Origin of the sequence: Streptomyces griseochromogenes, from assembly GCF_001542625.1 — a bacterium.
Taxonomy (GTDB): Bacteria; Actinomycetota; Actinomycetes; order Streptomycetales; family Streptomycetaceae; genus Streptomyces; species Streptomyces griseochromogenes.
Genome location: NZ_CP016279.1, coordinates 7,896,628 through 7,909,748, shown reverse-complemented (window position 1 = coordinate 7,909,748; position 13,121 = coordinate 7,896,628). Strand labels below are relative to the sequence as shown.

Genomic DNA, 13,121 nt, shown 5'->3' with positions numbered 1-13,121 from the left:
CTACGATGGGCCAGCCGGCGGCCACCAGGGCCGCGGCGAAACCGACCGTCGGGAAGGCCATGCTGAACAAGTACGCGCGTGCATTTTTCACGCGTGTCCTCACACCGTTCGCCGCGTTTCTCATCCGGCGGGGGGTCAGCCCGGACACGGTCACGCTCATCGGCACGGCCGGTGTGGTCGCCGGTGCGCTGGTCTTCTACCCCCGGGGCGAGTTCTTCTGGGGCACGGTCGTGATCACGCTGTTCGTCTTCTCCGACCTGGTCGACGGCAACATGGCCCGCCAGCTGGGCCGCACCAGCCGCTGGGGCGCCTTCCTGGACTCCACCCTGGACCGGGTCGCCGACGGCGCGATCTTCGGCGGCTTCGCCCTCTGGTACGCGGGCAACGGCGACAACAACGCCCTGTGTGCCGTCTCGATCTTCTGCCTGGCCAGCGGCCAGGTGGTGTCGTACACGAAGGCGCGCGGCGAGTCGATCGGGCTTCCGGTCGCCGTCAACGGGCTCGTCGAACGTGCCGAGCGCCTGGTGATCTCGCTGGTCGCGGCCGGTCTCGCGGGCCTGCACACATTCGGTGTACCGGGCATCCAGTGGCTGCTGCCGATCGCCCTGTGGATCGTCGCCGTCGGCAGCCTCGTCACGCTGATCCAGCGGGTCGTCACCGTCCGGCGCGAGTCCGCCGAGGCCGAGGCGGCCGCTCGCCACGACGCGTCCCAGGGGAGCGAGGCGGCGAAGTGAGCACCGCCGAACGGCTCACCGACGGGCTGTACGGGCTCGGCTGGAGCACCGTCAAGAAGCTTCCGGAACCCGCCGCGGTCCGGCTCGGGCAGACCATCGCCGACCTCGCGTGGAAGCGCCGCGGCAAGGGCGTGCTGCGCCTGGAGGCGAACTACGCGCGCGTGGTGCCGGGCGCCACGCCCGAGCGCCTCGCCGAGCTCTCCCGCGCGGGCATGCGCTCGTATCTGCGCTACTGGATGGAGTCCTTCCGGCTGCCCGCCTGGAGCGCCGAGCGCGTCAGGACGGGCTTCGAGTGCAAGGACGCGCACCACCTGACCGACGGCATCGCCTCCCCGCGCGGCGTGATCCTCGCACTGCCGCACATGGCCAACTACGACCTGGCCGGCGCCTGGGTCACCACCAAGCTGGAGACGCCGTTCACCACGGTCGCCGAGCGGCTCAGGCCCGAGACGCTCTACGACCGCTTCGTCGCCTACCGCGAGAGCCTCGGCATGGAGGTCCTGCCGCACAGCGGCGGCTCCGCCTTCGGCACCCTGGCCCGGCGGCTGCGCGACGGCGGCCTGGTCTGCCTGGTCGCCGACCGCGACCTGTCCGCCTCCGGCATCGAGGTCGACTTCTTCGGCGAGCGGACCCGGATGCCGGCGGGCCCGGCCCTGCTGGCCCAGCAGACCGGCGCCCTGCTGCTGCCCGTCACGCTCTGGTACGACGACTCACCGGTCATGCGGGGGCAGGTGCATGCTCCGATCGAGGTACCGGAGTCAGGTACCCGGGCCGAGAGGACGTCTGTGATGACACAGGCACTGGCCGACACCTTCGCCTCCGGGATCGCCGACCATCCCGAGGACTGGCACATGCTCCAGCGCCTGTGGCTCGCCGACCTCGACCCCGCGAAGGGACCCTCGTGAGAATCGGGATCGTCTGCCCGTACTCCTGGGACGTGCCCGGTGGCGTCCAGTTCCACATCCGTGACCTCGCCGAGTACTTCATCCGCCTCGGCCACGAGGTCTCCGTCCTCGCCCCCGCCGACGACGACACCCCGCTGCCGTCCTACGTCGTCTCGGCCGGCCGCGCGGTCCCGGTGCCCTACAACGGCTCGGTGGCCCGGCTGAACTTCGGCTTCCTGTCGGCCGCGCGGGTACGGCGCTGGCTGCACGAGGGCGCGTTCGACGTGGTCCACATCCACGAGCCCACGTCCCCGTCCCTCGGCCTGCTGACCTGCTGGGCGGCCCAGGGCCCCATCGTGGCCACCTTCCACACCTCCAACCCCCGCTCGCGCGCGATGATCGCCGCGTACGCGATCCTGCAGGCGGCCCTGGAGAAGATCAGCGCGCGGATCGCGGTCAGCGAGTACGCCCGACGCACCCTGGTCGAGCACCTGGGCGGCGACGCGGTGGTCATCCCCAACGGCGTCGACGTCGACTTCTTCGCCAAGGCCGAACCCCATCCGCAGTGGCAGGGCGACACGATCGGCTTCATCGGCCGCATCGACGAGCCCCGCAAGGGCCTGCCGGTCCTGATGAAGGCACTGCCGAAGATCTTCGCCGCCCGCCCGCACACGCGCCTGCTGGTCGCGGGACGGGGCGACGAGGAGGCGGCCGTCGAGGAACTGCCGAAGGAGCTGCGCTCCCGCGTCGAGTTCCTCGGCATGATCAGCGACGAGGACAAGGCGCGCTTCCTGCGCAGCGTCGACCTGTACATCGCGCCCAACACCGGCGGCGAGAGCTTCGGCATCATCCTCGTCGAGGCCATGTCGGCGGGCGCCCCCGTGCTCGCCTCCGACCTGGACGCCTTCGTCCAGGTCCTCGACCAGGGCGCGGCCGGCGAGGTCTTCGCCAACGAGAACGCGGACGCGCTCGCCGAGGCGGCCCTGCGCCTGCTGGCGGACCCGGAGCGCCGCGCCGAACTGCGGGAGCGGGGCAGCGCCCATGTGCGGCGCTTCGACTGGTCGACGGTCGGCGCCGACATCCTGTCCGTGTACGAGACGGTCACGACCGGTACGGCCGCGGTGGCCACGGACGAGCGGTCGGGCCTCAGGGCGCGGTTCGGGCTGGCCCGGGACTGATACGCACCGGCGTTGCCCGCGGCTTCGAGCCGGGCCGCGCCGCCCCGATAGCCTTCGCCCGTGACCGCAACCCTCATCTGGATCTTTGTCGCGCTCGTCGCCGTCGGCCTGTACCTGAGCTGGACGGCCGGACGGCTGGACCGGCTGCACGTGCGGATGGACGCGGCGCGGGCCGCTCTCGACGCGCAGCTGCTGCGACGGGCCTCCGTGGCGCAGGAGCTGGCGACCTCGGGCGTGCTGGACCCGGCCGCCTCGATCGTGCTCTACGAGGCGGCGCACGCCGCACGGCAGGCCGAGGAGGAGCAGCGGGAGGTGGCGGAGAGCGAGCTGAGCCAGGCCCTGCGGGCGGTCTTCGAGGACCCGCAGCAAGTCGAGGCCGTGCGCGAGGCCCCGGGCGGCGAGGCGGCGGCCCGTGAGCTGGCCGAGGCGGTCCGCCGGGTGCCGATGGCCCGCCGCTTCCACAACGACGCCGTGGGGGCCGCCCGCAGGCTCCGGGAGCACCGCAAGGTGCGCTGGTTCCGGCTGGCCGGCCACGCCCCGTTCCCGCTGGCCTTCGAGATGGACGACGAGCCGCCCGCGGCCCTGGTGGAGCGGGCCGCCTGAACACTCAGTGGACCAAAAGGATCCACCGGGTTGCCATTGGCCCTTGCTGTGGCCTGGTCCACTCACGTTTGCTCATCGGAGCAGAAACCCTCTTTCACTTCAGTGAGGTCACCCGTGTCCACCATCGAGAACCAGGCTCCCGAGACCGGCACCGCGCGCGTGAAGCGCGGCATGGCCGAGCAGCTCAAGGGCGGCGTGATCATGGACGTCGTCACGCCGGAGCAGGCGAAGATCGCCGAGGACGCGGGCGCCGTCGCGGTCATGGCCCTGGAGCGGGTCCCGGCCGACATCCGCAAGGACGGCGGCGTGGCCCGCATGTCCGACCCGGACATGATCGAGGGCATCATCGACGCCGTCTCCATCCCGGTCATGGCGAAGTCCCGCATCGGCCACTTCGTCGAGGCCCAGGTCCTGCAGTCCCTCGGCGTGGACTACATCGACGAGTCCGAGGTCCTCACCCCCGCCGACGAGGTCAACCACTCCGACAAGTGGGCCTTCACCACCCCCTTCGTCTGCGGTGCCACCAACCTGGGCGAGGCCCTGCGCCGCATCGCCGAGGGCGCGGCCATGATCCGCTCCAAGGGCGAGGCCGGCACCGGCAACGTCGTCGAGGCGGTCCGCCACCTGCGCCAGATCAAGAACGAGATCGCCAGGCTGCGCGGCTTCGACAACCACGAGCTGTACGCCGCCGCCAAGGAGCTGCGCGCCCCGTACGAGCTGGTCAAGGAGGTCGCCGAGCTGGGCAAGCTCCCGGTGGTCCTCTTCTCCGCCGGTGGCGTGGCCACCCCGGCCGACGCCGCGCTCATGCGCCAGCTCGGCGCCGAGGGCGTCTTCGTCGGCTCCGGCATCTTCAAGTCCGGCGACCCGGCCAAGCGCGCCGCCGCCATCGTGAAGGCCACCACCTTCTACGACGACCCGAAGATCATCGCGGACGCGTCCCGCAACCTGGGCGAGGCCATGGTCGGCATCAACTGCGACACCCTCCCCGAGGCCGAGCGCTACGCGAACCGCGGCTGGTAAGGCACCGGAACACATGAACACCCCCGTCATTGGCGTCCTGGCCCTCCAGGGCGACGTACGGGAGCACCTCATCGCCCTGGCCGCGGCCGACGCCGTGGCCAGGCCGGTGCGGCGCCCCGAGGAACTCGCCGAGGTGGACGGCCTCGTCCTGCCCGGCGGCGAGTCCACCACCATCTCCAAGCTGGCCGTCCTCTTCGGAGTGATGGAACCCCTCCGCGCGCGCGTACGCGGCGGCATGCCCGTCTACGGCACCTGCGCGGGCATGATCATGCTCGCCGACAAGATCCTCGACCCGCGCTCGGGCCAGGAGACCATCGGCGGCATCGACATGATCGTGCGCCGCAACGCCTTCGGGCGGCAGAACGAGTCGTTCGAGGCGTCGGTCGACGTCAAGGGAGTCGAGGGCGATCCTGTAGAGGGCGTCTTCATCCGCGCCCCGTGGGTCGAGTCCGTGGGGGCCGAGGCGGAGGTGCTCGCCGAGCACGACGGCCACATCGTCGCGGTCCGTCAGGGCAACGCGCTCGCCACGTCGTTCCACCCGGAACTGACCGGCGACCACCGCGTGCACGCCCTGTTCGTCGACATGGTGCGCGCCAACCGGACACCGGAGTCCTTGTAGGATCTCTGGAGTTCGTTGCAGAGATGGGTTACGCGAAGGAGACAGGCAGATGTCCGGCCACTCTAAATGGGCTACGACGAAGCACAAGAAGGCCGTGATCGATGCCAAGCGCGGCAAGCTCTTCGCGAAGCTGATCAAGAACATCGAGGTCGCGGCGCGCATGGGCGGCGTCGACATCGACGGTAACCCGACGCTCTACGACGCCATCCAGAAGGCCAAGAAGCAGTCGGTCCCGAACAAGAACATCGACTCCGCGGTCAAGCGCGGCGGCGGTCTCGAGGCCGGTGGCGCCGACTACGAGACGATCATGTACGAGGGCTACGGCCCGAACGGTGTCGCGGTGCTCATCGAGTGCCTCACCGACAACCGCAACCGCGCCGCCTCCGACGTCCGTGTCGCCATGACCCGCAACGGCGGCAACATGGCCGACCCGGGCTCGGTGTCGTACATGTTCAGCCGCAAGGGTGTCGTCATCGTCCCCAAGGGCGAGCTGTCCGAGGACGACGTCCTCGGTGCCGTCCTGGACGCCGGTGCCGAGGAGGTCAACGACCTCGGCGAGACCTTCGAGGTCATCAGCGAGGCCACCGACCTGGTCGCGGTCCGCACCGCCCTCCAGGAGGCCGGCATCGACTACGACTCCGCCGACTCCAGCTTCGTGCCGTCCGTCCAGGTCGAGCTGGACGAGGAGGGCGCCAAGAAGATCTTCAAGCTGATCGACGCGCTCGAGGACAGCGACGATGTGCAGAACGTCTTCGCCAACTTCGACGTCAGCGACGAGATCATGGAGAAGGTCGACGCGTAACGCTGCCGCGGGCACGGCAGGTTCTCCGACGGGCCGGTGGGACACATCCCACCGGCCCGCCGTCGTTGTCGGTGGCAGCCGTTAGCCTGGCGTCATCCGGGAGATCACAGTCGTCCGGAGCTCACAGAGGGGAGGGGCGCGGTGCGCGTACTGGGGGTGGACCCCGGACTGACGCGGTGTGGCATCGGCGTCGTCGAGGGGATCGCGGGCCGGCCGCTGACCATGCTCGGCGTCGGTGTCGTACGGACACCCGTGGACGCCGACCTGAGCCTGCGCCTGCTCGCCGCCGAAGAGGGCATCGAGGAGTGGCTGGACGAGCACCGGCCCGAGGTCGTCGCCGTTGAGCGCGTCTTCAGCCAGCACAATGTGCGCACGGTGATGGGCACCGCACAGGTCAGCGCGGTTGCGATGCTGTGCGCCGCCCGGCGCGGCATCCCGGTCGCCCTGCACACCCCCAGCGAGGTCAAGGCCGCCGTAACCGGCAGCGGCCGCGCGGACAAGGCCCAGGTCGGCGCCATGGTCACCCGGCTGCTCCGGCTCGCCGCACCGCCCAAGCCCGCCGATGCCGCCGACGCCCTCGCCCTCGCCATCTGCCACATCTGGCGCGCCCCCGCCCAGAACCGGCTCCAGCAGGCCGTCGCCCTGCACACCGTCAACGCAACGAAAGGCCGCACGGCATGATCGCCTTCGTCAGCGGACCGGTCGCCGCCCTCGCCCCCGACGCGGCCGTCGTCGAGGTCGGCGGCGTCGGCATGGCCGTCCAGTGCACGCCGGGCACGCTGTCGACGCTCCGCGTCGGCCGGCCCGCCAAGCTGCACACCTCCCTGGTCGTACGCGAGGACTCGCTGACCCTGTACGGCTTCGCCGACGACGACGAGCGCCAGGTCTTCGTGCTGCTGCAGACCGCGAGCGGCGTCGGCCCGCGCCTGGCCCAGGCCATGCTCGCCGTGCACACCCCGGACGCGCTGCGGCGTGCCGTCGCCACCGGTGACGAGAAGGCCCTCACCGCCGTCCCCGGCATCGGCAAGAAGGGTGCTCAGAAGCTGCTGCTGGAGCTGAAGGACCGGCTCGGCGCCCCCACCGGCGCGGCCCCCGCGGTCGGCGCCCCGGTGACCCAGGGCTGGCGCGACCAGCTGCACGCGGCCCTCATCGGGCTCGGCTACGCGACCCGGGAGGCCGAGGAGGCCGTCGCCGCCGTCGCCCCGCAGGCCGAGGCCGCGGGCGGCACGCCCCAGGTGGGCCCGCTGCTCAAGGCCGCCCTGCAGACCCTCAACCGCGCCCGCTGACCTGCGCCCCCGCTAGGAGATCTCGAGTGAACTGGGACGACACGACCGACGCCTCCGCCGAGGAACGGCTCGTCGGCCCCGCCGCGGAGCGGCTGGTGGGCGCTGCCGCCGACGGGGAGGACCAGGCTGTCGAGGCCGCCCTGCGGCCCAAGGACCTCGGCGAGTTCATCGGCCAGGAGAAGGTCCGCGAACAGCTCGACCTCGTCCTGCGCGCCGCACGCGCGCGGGGTGCGACCGCCGACCACGTGCTGCTCTCGGGCGCGCCCGGCCTCGGCAAGACCACCCTGTCGATGATCATCGCCGCCGAGATGGGCGCCCCCATCCGCATCACCTCCGGCCCCGCCATCCAGCACGCCGGCGACCTCGCCGCGATCCTCTCCTCTCTTCAGGAGGGAGAGGTCCTCTTCCTGGACGAGATCCACCGCATGTCCCGGCCCGCCGAGGAGATGCTGTACATGGCCATGGAGGACTTCCGCGTCGACGTGATCGTCGGCAAGGGCCCCGGCGCCACCGCCATCCCCCTGGAGCTGCCCCCGTTCACCCTGGTCGGCGCCACCACGCGCGCGGGCCTGCTGCCGCCCCCGCTGCGCGACCGCTTCGGCTTCACCGGGCACATGGAGTTCTACGAGCCCGCCGAGCTGGAGCGGGTCGTGCACCGCTCGGCGAGCCTGCTCGACGTCGAGATCGACCCGGACGGCGCCGCCGAGATCGCCGGCCGCTCCCGCGGCACGCCCCGCATCGCCAACCGCCTGCTGCGCCGCGTGCGCGACTATGCGCAGGTCAAGGCGGACGGCTTCATCACCCGGGAGATCGCCGCGGCAGCCCTCGCGGTCTACGAGGTCGACGCGCGCGGCCTCGACCGTCTCGACCGGGCGGTGCTTCAGGCGCTGCTGAAGCTGTTCGGCGGCGGCCCGGTCGGCCTGTCCACGCTCGCCGTCGCGGTGGGGGAGGAGCGGGAGACCGTCGAGGAAGTGGCCGAACCGTTCCTGGTCCGGGAGGGCCTGCTCGCCCGTACCCCGCGTGGCCGGGTCGCCACTCCCGCGGCATGGGCACATCTCGGTCTGACCCCGCCGCGCACGTCAGCCGGGGGAAACGGACAACAGGACCTGTTCGGGGCGTGACGGCTCCGTGACGGCGAGGGCATTGGCGAACGCAGGAACCCAGGTGCCATGCTGAGCGTTGTTCCATGCACGCGGACTCGCTTAGACTCCGCCGATGCCGCCCTTGTGGGTGGCGCCGACCAACCCCCATCCATCAGGCCGCTCACCGCGCGGTCGCGCGAAGGAAATTCCGTCCCGTGAATGCCTTTACCCTTCTCCCCTTCATCGTGCTCATCGCGGCCATGTTCCTGATGACACGCTCGGCCAAGAAGAAGCAGCAGCAGGCCGCCTCCATGCGGAACGAGATGCAGCCCGGATCCGGTGTCCGCACCATCGGGGGGATGTACGCGACGGTCAAGGAGGTCAACGAGGACACGGTCCTCCTCGACGCCGGACCGGGCGTCGATCTTCTCTTCGCCAAGAACGCGATCGGCGCCGTCCTCAGCGACGACGAGTACAACCGCATCGTCCACGGCATCGAGCACGACCTGAAGTCCGACGTCGTCCCGGACGACGCCTCCTCCCTCACCGAGTCCGACGCGACCGACGAGCCTGCCGCCGCTGCCGCCGCTTCCGACGACAAGGCAGTCGACCTTGGTAAGAAGGACGCCGAGGAGGACAAGGCCGACGCGGCCGAGGCCGCCGAGGCCAAGGCGGACGAAGAGCCGAAGAAGACCGACGGCGACTCCGACGCGAAGTAGTCACGTCCCGGGGTGCGCGGTGCGACCTGATCGCGCCCCGCGTACCCCGGGCGCCTCTGTTTCGCCAACGGGAGCCCGACACCATGTCATGGCCGACCGCGCCGACCGGGCGCGGGGCGGCCCGAGAGGGAGTACGAGAAGGTGGCAGCACCTAAGAAGGGCCGGAGCGCGAGTGCCCAGAGCAAGCCAGGGCGCTCGCTGGCCCTCATCCTGATCGCCATCGTGGCGCTCGCCGGGGGAATGTTCGCCTCCGGGAACACCACTCCGCGTCTCGGCATCGACCTCGCCGGTGGTACGAGCATCACGCTCAAGGCGAAGGCCGACCAGGGGTCCGCGATCAACAAGGCCAACATGGACACCGCGGTCGACATCATGAACCGCCGTGTCAATGGCCTGGGCGTCTCCGAGGCGGAGGTGCAGACCCAGGGGAACGACCACATCATCGTGAACATCCCCAAGGGCACCAACTCTAAGGAAGCCCAGCAGCAGGTCGGCACCACCGCCAAGCTGTACTTCCGCCCGGTCCTCGCCAGCGAGCCCAGCGGCGCCGCCGCGCCGAGCCCCTCACCGAGCGCCTCCTCCAGCGGCAGCGGCTCGCCGAGCCCGTCGAGCAGCGCCTCCGGCAACCAGAAGGCCTCCTCGTCCTCCTCCGCGTCCCCGACGGCCACGGCCACCTCGCAGGGCCGCGCCGTCACCGACGGTCTGAAGGCCGACGCCACGCCGTCGTCCTCCGGCTCGCCGAGCGGCTCCCCCTCCCCGAGTGGCTCGTCCTCCCCGAGCCCGTCCGCCTCGTCCTCCGGCGCCGGCGCCGAGGCCGGCAAGCTGCAGGCCCAGTACGCCGCCCTGAACTGCACCAAGCCCGACCAGCGCGCCAAGGCCGGCACCAACGCCAAGCCCGGCGAGCCCACCGTGGCCTGTGGTGAGATCAACAAGGTCTGGTACAAGTACGTCCTCGGCCCGGCCGCCGTGGACGGCACCGAGGTGAAGAAGGCCCAGGCGGTCTTCGACACCCAGGGCGCCTCCGGCTGGCAGGTCCAGATGACCTTCACCTCCAGCGGGTCGAAGAAGTTCGGGGACATCACCGGCCAGCTGGCCAAGAACCAGACCCCGCAGAACGAGTTCGGCATCGTCCTCGACGGCCAGGTCGTCTCCAGCCCGTTCGTGCAGAACGCCATCACCGGCGGCCAGGCGGAGATCTCCGGCCGCTTCACCCAGCAGGAGGCGCAGAGCCTCGCCAACATGCTGTCGTACGGTGCCCTGCCGCTGTCCTTCAAGGAGGACACCGTCACCACGGTGACCGCCGCGCTCGGCGGTGAGCAGCTGCACGCCGGTCTGCTCGCCGGCGCGATCGGCCTCGCCCTGGTCGTGATCTACCTGATCGCCTACTACCGCGGCCTGTCGATCGTCGCGATGGCCTCCCTGCTGGTCTCCGCGATCCTCACCTACGTGATCATGTCGCTGCTCGGCCCGGCCATCCACTTCGCGCTGAACCTGCCGGCCGTCTGCGGTGCGATCGTGGCCATCGGTATCACCGCGGACTCGTTCATCGTGTACTTCGAGCGCATAAGGGACGAGATCCGCGAGGGCCGCTCGCTGCGCCCCGCCGTCGAGCGGGCCTGGCCGCGTGCCCGGCGCACCATCCTGGTCTCCGACTTCGTGTCGTTCCTCGCCGCCGCCGTGCTGTTCATCGTGACCGTCGGCAAGGTGCAGGGCTTCGCGTTCACGCTCGGCCTGACCACCGTGCTCGACGTGGTCGTCGTCTTCTTCTTCACCAAGCCGCTGATGACGCTCCTCGCCCGCCGCGCGTTCTTCGCGAACGGCCACAAGTGGTCCGGACTCGACCCGAAGAGCCTGGGTGCCAAGCCGCCGCTGCGCCGTACCCGCCGTCCCGCCGGTCCCGCCGCCGGCTCTGTCGACCCGAAGGAAGCGTGAGCGATGTCGAAACTCGGCAGCCTCGGCGCCCGACTGCACCGTGGTGAGATCAGCTACGACTTCGTCGGCAAGCGCAAGATCTGGTACGGCGTCTCGATCCTGATCACCATCACGGCCATCCTCGGCCTGGCGGTGCGCGGCCTGAACTGGGGCATCGAGTTCCAGGGCGGAGCGGTCTTCACGACCCCGACGCACATGAGCACCTCCGTGGCCACGGCCGAGGGATACGCCAAGGACGCCTCGGGCCACGAGGCGGTCGTGCAGAAGCTCGGCAACGGCAGCCTGCGCATCCAGATCGCCGGCATCGAAACCGACAAGTCCGACCAGATCAGGCAGACGCTGGCCAAGGATCTGAACATCAACCCGGAGAAGCTCAACGCCGACCTGGTCGGCCCGAGCTGGGGCGAGCAGATCGCCAACAAGGCCTGGGAGGGCCTGGCGATCTTCATGGTGCTCGTGGTGATCTACCTGGCGATCGCCTTCGAGTGGCGCATGGCCATCGCGGCGCTCGTCGCGCTGATCCACGACATCACCATCACGACCGGTATCTACGCCCTCGTCGGCTTCGAGGTCACGCCCGGTACGGTCATCGGCCTGCTGACGATCCTCGGTTACTCGCTCTACGACACGGTCGTCGTCTTCGACAGCCTCAAGGAGCAGACGAAGGACATCACCAAGCAGACCCGCTTCACCTACAGCGACATCGCCAACCAGTCGATCAACGGCACCCTGGTCCGCTCGATCAACACCACCGTGGTCGCCCTGCTGCCGGTGGCGGGCTTGCTGTTCATCGGCGGTGGCTTCCTCGGGGCCGGCACGCTGAACGACATCTCGCTGTCGCTGTTCGTCGGCCTCGCCGCCGGTGCGTACTCCTCGATCTTCATCGCCACGCCGCTCGTCGCCGACCTCAAGGAGCGCGAGCCGGCGATGAAGGCGCTCAGGAAGCGGGTCCTGGCCAAGCGTGCGCAGGCCGCGGCCGGGGAGGACCTGGTGGAGGCACGGACCACCGCGGGCGACGATCCGAGTGACGCCGCTCCCGCCGTGGTGGGTCCGCGCAACCAGCCCGCGTCCCGCAGCCGGGGCCGCGGCCGACCCTCGGGGAAGCGGCGATGACCGAGATCAAGGAACTGCTGCTCAGCCGCATCCGTGATGTGGCCGATTACCCGGAGCCGGGGGTGATGTTCAAGGACATCACTCCGCTGCTGGCGGACCCGGCGGCCTTCACGGCCCTCACGGACGCGCTGGCCGAGATCGCCGCGAACTCCGGCGCGACCAAGGTCGTCGGCCTGGAGGCCCGGGGCTTCATCCTGGGCGCGCCGGTCGCGGTCCGGGCGGGCCTCGGGTTCATTCCGGTCCGCAAGGCGGGCAAGCTGCCGGGGGCGACGCTTCGGCAGGCGTACGACCTGGAGTACGGCTCGGCGGAGATCGAGGTGCACGCGGAGGATCTGTCCTCCGGGGACCGGGTGCTGATCGTGGACGACGTGCTCGCCACGGGGGGCACCGCCGAGGCCGCGATCCAGCTCATCCAGCGGGCCGGTGCCGAGGTTTCGGGGCTCGCGGTTCTCATGGAGCTGGGCTTCCTGGGTGGGCGCGGGCGTCTTGACCCGGCGCTGGGCGGGGCGCCGCTGGAGGCGTTGCTCCAGATCTGAGCATGGTGCGGCCGTTGGCGGACCGAGCGACCTCGGCTTCGCCTTCGGCCGCTTCGTTTTTCCCACCCGCACCACCCGTGCGGCTCTCGTCGCCGACCGCGGGTGGCCCCCGCGGGGCCCCACCACCGTCGGCGTCCGCACCTTCCGCCCCGGCGACACCTCCTCGGCATCCACGCCAGCCATGAGGCCGCGCTCCCTCCGCCGCGTCCGGGCCGCCGTTACCGCAGCACCTCTTCTGCGTCTGCGCCAGCTGTAGGGGCAGCAGCGTCTCCTCCGCGTCCGCTCCCGCGGGGGGGCGTCTCGTCGAGGTTCGCGCCAGCTGTGGGGGCAGCAGCGTCTCCTCCGTGTCCGCGCCGCCGTACCGAACCCCAGCCTCATCCCCTCACCTTCCGCCTCACCCCGCGCCTCCCGCCGCCCACCCCACCCCGCGCCCCCACCCGACACCTCGCAGTCACCCCCGGAACACCCTGATGACCCCCCTTGGAATCCCCCGGCAGTCCCTCGTGTTTCAACGGTGAAAGGTCCTTACATCCGCCTGAAGGCGATGACTAGGCGCAGGATCGATACCATGGGGTCTCCGGAGCCTGACCGGGGGACCCGGATCGTGCACGAG

The 13,121-nt window shown here is 70.7% G+C and carries 14 protein-coding genes; all 14 read left to right on the top strand.

Going from position 1 to position 13,121, the window contains the following annotated elements; all coding sequences use genetic code 11:
* The first annotated feature begins 5 nt into the window (after nt 1–5).
* The 14 genes from pgsA to AVL59_RS34060 all read left to right on the top strand — a co-directional run bounded on the left by pgsA (nt 6) and on the right by AVL59_RS34060 (nt 12,508).
* A complete protein-coding gene (gene pgsA, locus AVL59_RS34125) occupies nt 6–734 on the top strand; it encodes a phosphatidylinositol phosphate synthase (protein ID WP_067312493.1) in 729 nt (242 codons plus the stop codon).
* On the top strand, nt 731–1,639 hold the full coding sequence (locus AVL59_RS34120) for a phosphatidylinositol mannoside acyltransferase (protein ID WP_067312492.1): 909 nt from the start codon (nt 731–733) through the stop codon (nt 1,637–1,639). The genes pgsA and AVL59_RS34120 overlap by 4 nt, the downstream gene beginning before the upstream one ends.
* Nucleotides 1,636–2,796, top strand: a complete 1,161-nt coding sequence (locus AVL59_RS34115) for a glycosyltransferase family 4 protein (protein ID WP_067312491.1) — start codon at nt 1,636–1,638, stop codon at nt 2,794–2,796. Before AVL59_RS34120 ends, AVL59_RS34115 begins: the two co-directional genes overlap by 4 nt.
* Nucleotides 2,797–2,856: 60 nt before the next feature.
* A complete protein-coding gene (locus tag AVL59_RS34110) occupies nt 2,857–3,399 on the top strand; it encodes a LemA family protein (protein WP_067312490.1) in 543 nt (180 codons plus the stop codon).
* 114 nt (nt 3,400–3,513) lie between these two features.
* Nucleotides 3,514–4,419, top strand: a complete 906-nt coding sequence (pdxS, locus tag AVL59_RS34105; protein WP_030644670.1) for a pyridoxal 5'-phosphate synthase lyase subunit PdxS — start codon at nt 3,514–3,516, stop codon at nt 4,417–4,419.
* Nucleotides 4,420–4,432: 13 nt separating this feature from the next.
* The gene (gene pdxT, locus AVL59_RS34100) at nt 4,433–5,038 is read left to right on the top strand and encodes a pyridoxal 5'-phosphate synthase glutaminase subunit PdxT (RefSeq protein ID WP_067312488.1); all 606 of its coding nucleotides are present in this window, start codon (nt 4,433–4,435) and stop codon (nt 5,036–5,038) included.
* A 49-nt stretch (nt 5,039–5,087) separates the two neighbouring features.
* The gene (locus AVL59_RS34095; RefSeq protein ID WP_067312487.1) at nt 5,088–5,840 is read left to right on the top strand and encodes a YebC/PmpR family DNA-binding transcriptional regulator; all 753 of its coding nucleotides are present in this window, start codon (nt 5,088–5,090) and stop codon (nt 5,838–5,840) included.
* Nucleotides 5,841–5,981: 141 nt separating this feature from the next.
* A complete protein-coding gene (gene ruvC, locus AVL59_RS34090; RefSeq protein WP_067312485.1) occupies nt 5,982–6,521 on the top strand; it encodes a crossover junction endodeoxyribonuclease RuvC in 540 nt (179 codons plus the stop codon).
* The gene (ruvA, locus tag AVL59_RS34085; RefSeq protein WP_067312484.1) at nt 6,518–7,126 is read left to right on the top strand and encodes a Holliday junction branch migration protein RuvA; all 609 of its coding nucleotides are present in this window, start codon (nt 6,518–6,520) and stop codon (nt 7,124–7,126) included. Before ruvC ends, ruvA begins: the two co-directional genes overlap by 4 nt.
* Nucleotides 7,127–7,152: 26 nt before the next feature.
* On the top strand, nt 7,153–8,247 hold the full coding sequence (gene ruvB, locus AVL59_RS34080) for a Holliday junction branch migration DNA helicase RuvB (protein WP_067312481.1): 1,095 nt from the start codon (nt 7,153–7,155) through the stop codon (nt 8,245–8,247).
* A 176-nt stretch (nt 8,248–8,423) separates the two neighbouring features.
* Complete coding sequence (yajC, locus tag AVL59_RS34075) at nt 8,424–8,927, top strand: preprotein translocase subunit YajC (protein WP_067312478.1); 504 nt, start codon at nt 8,424–8,426, stop codon at nt 8,925–8,927.
* A gap of 141 nt (nt 8,928–9,068) precedes the next feature.
* Entirely contained in the window at nt 9,069–10,859 is a 1,791-nt protein-coding gene (secD, locus tag AVL59_RS34070) for a protein translocase subunit SecD (RefSeq protein WP_208870488.1), read from the top strand.
* A 3-nt stretch (nt 10,860–10,862) separates the two neighbouring features.
* Nucleotides 10,863–11,972 carry a protein translocase subunit SecF gene (secF, locus tag AVL59_RS34065; RefSeq protein ID WP_067312475.1) on the top strand — a complete coding sequence of 370 codons (1,110 nt, stop codon included), beginning with the start codon at nt 10,863–10,865 and terminating at the stop codon, nt 11,970–11,972.
* Nucleotides 11,969–12,508, top strand: coding sequence for an adenine phosphoribosyltransferase (locus tag AVL59_RS34060; protein WP_067312472.1), 540 nt, complete (start codon nt 11,969–11,971; stop codon nt 12,506–12,508). The genes secF and AVL59_RS34060 overlap by 4 nt, the downstream gene beginning before the upstream one ends.
* Nucleotides 12,509–13,121 lie beyond the last annotated feature (613 nt).

Coding starts and splice junctions, on each gene's coding strand:
- pgsA (WP_067312493.1), top strand. CDS start 6: ATGGGCCAGCCGGCGGCCACCAGGGCCGCGGCGAAACCGACCGTCGGG.
- pdxT (WP_067312488.1), top strand. CDS start 4,433: ATGAACACCCCCGTCATTGGCGTCCTGGCCCTCCAGGGCGACGTACGG.
- AVL59_RS34095 (WP_067312487.1), top strand. CDS start 5,088: ATGTCCGGCCACTCTAAATGGGCTACGACGAAGCACAAGAAGGCCGTG.
- ruvA (WP_067312484.1), top strand. CDS start 6,518: ATGATCGCCTTCGTCAGCGGACCGGTCGCCGCCCTCGCCCCCGACGCG.
- secF (WP_067312475.1), top strand. CDS start 10,863: ATGTCGAAACTCGGCAGCCTCGGCGCCCGACTGCACCGTGGTGAGATC.
- AVL59_RS34060 (WP_067312472.1), top strand. CDS start 11,969: ATGACCGAGATCAAGGAACTGCTGCTCAGCCGCATCCGTGATGTGGCC.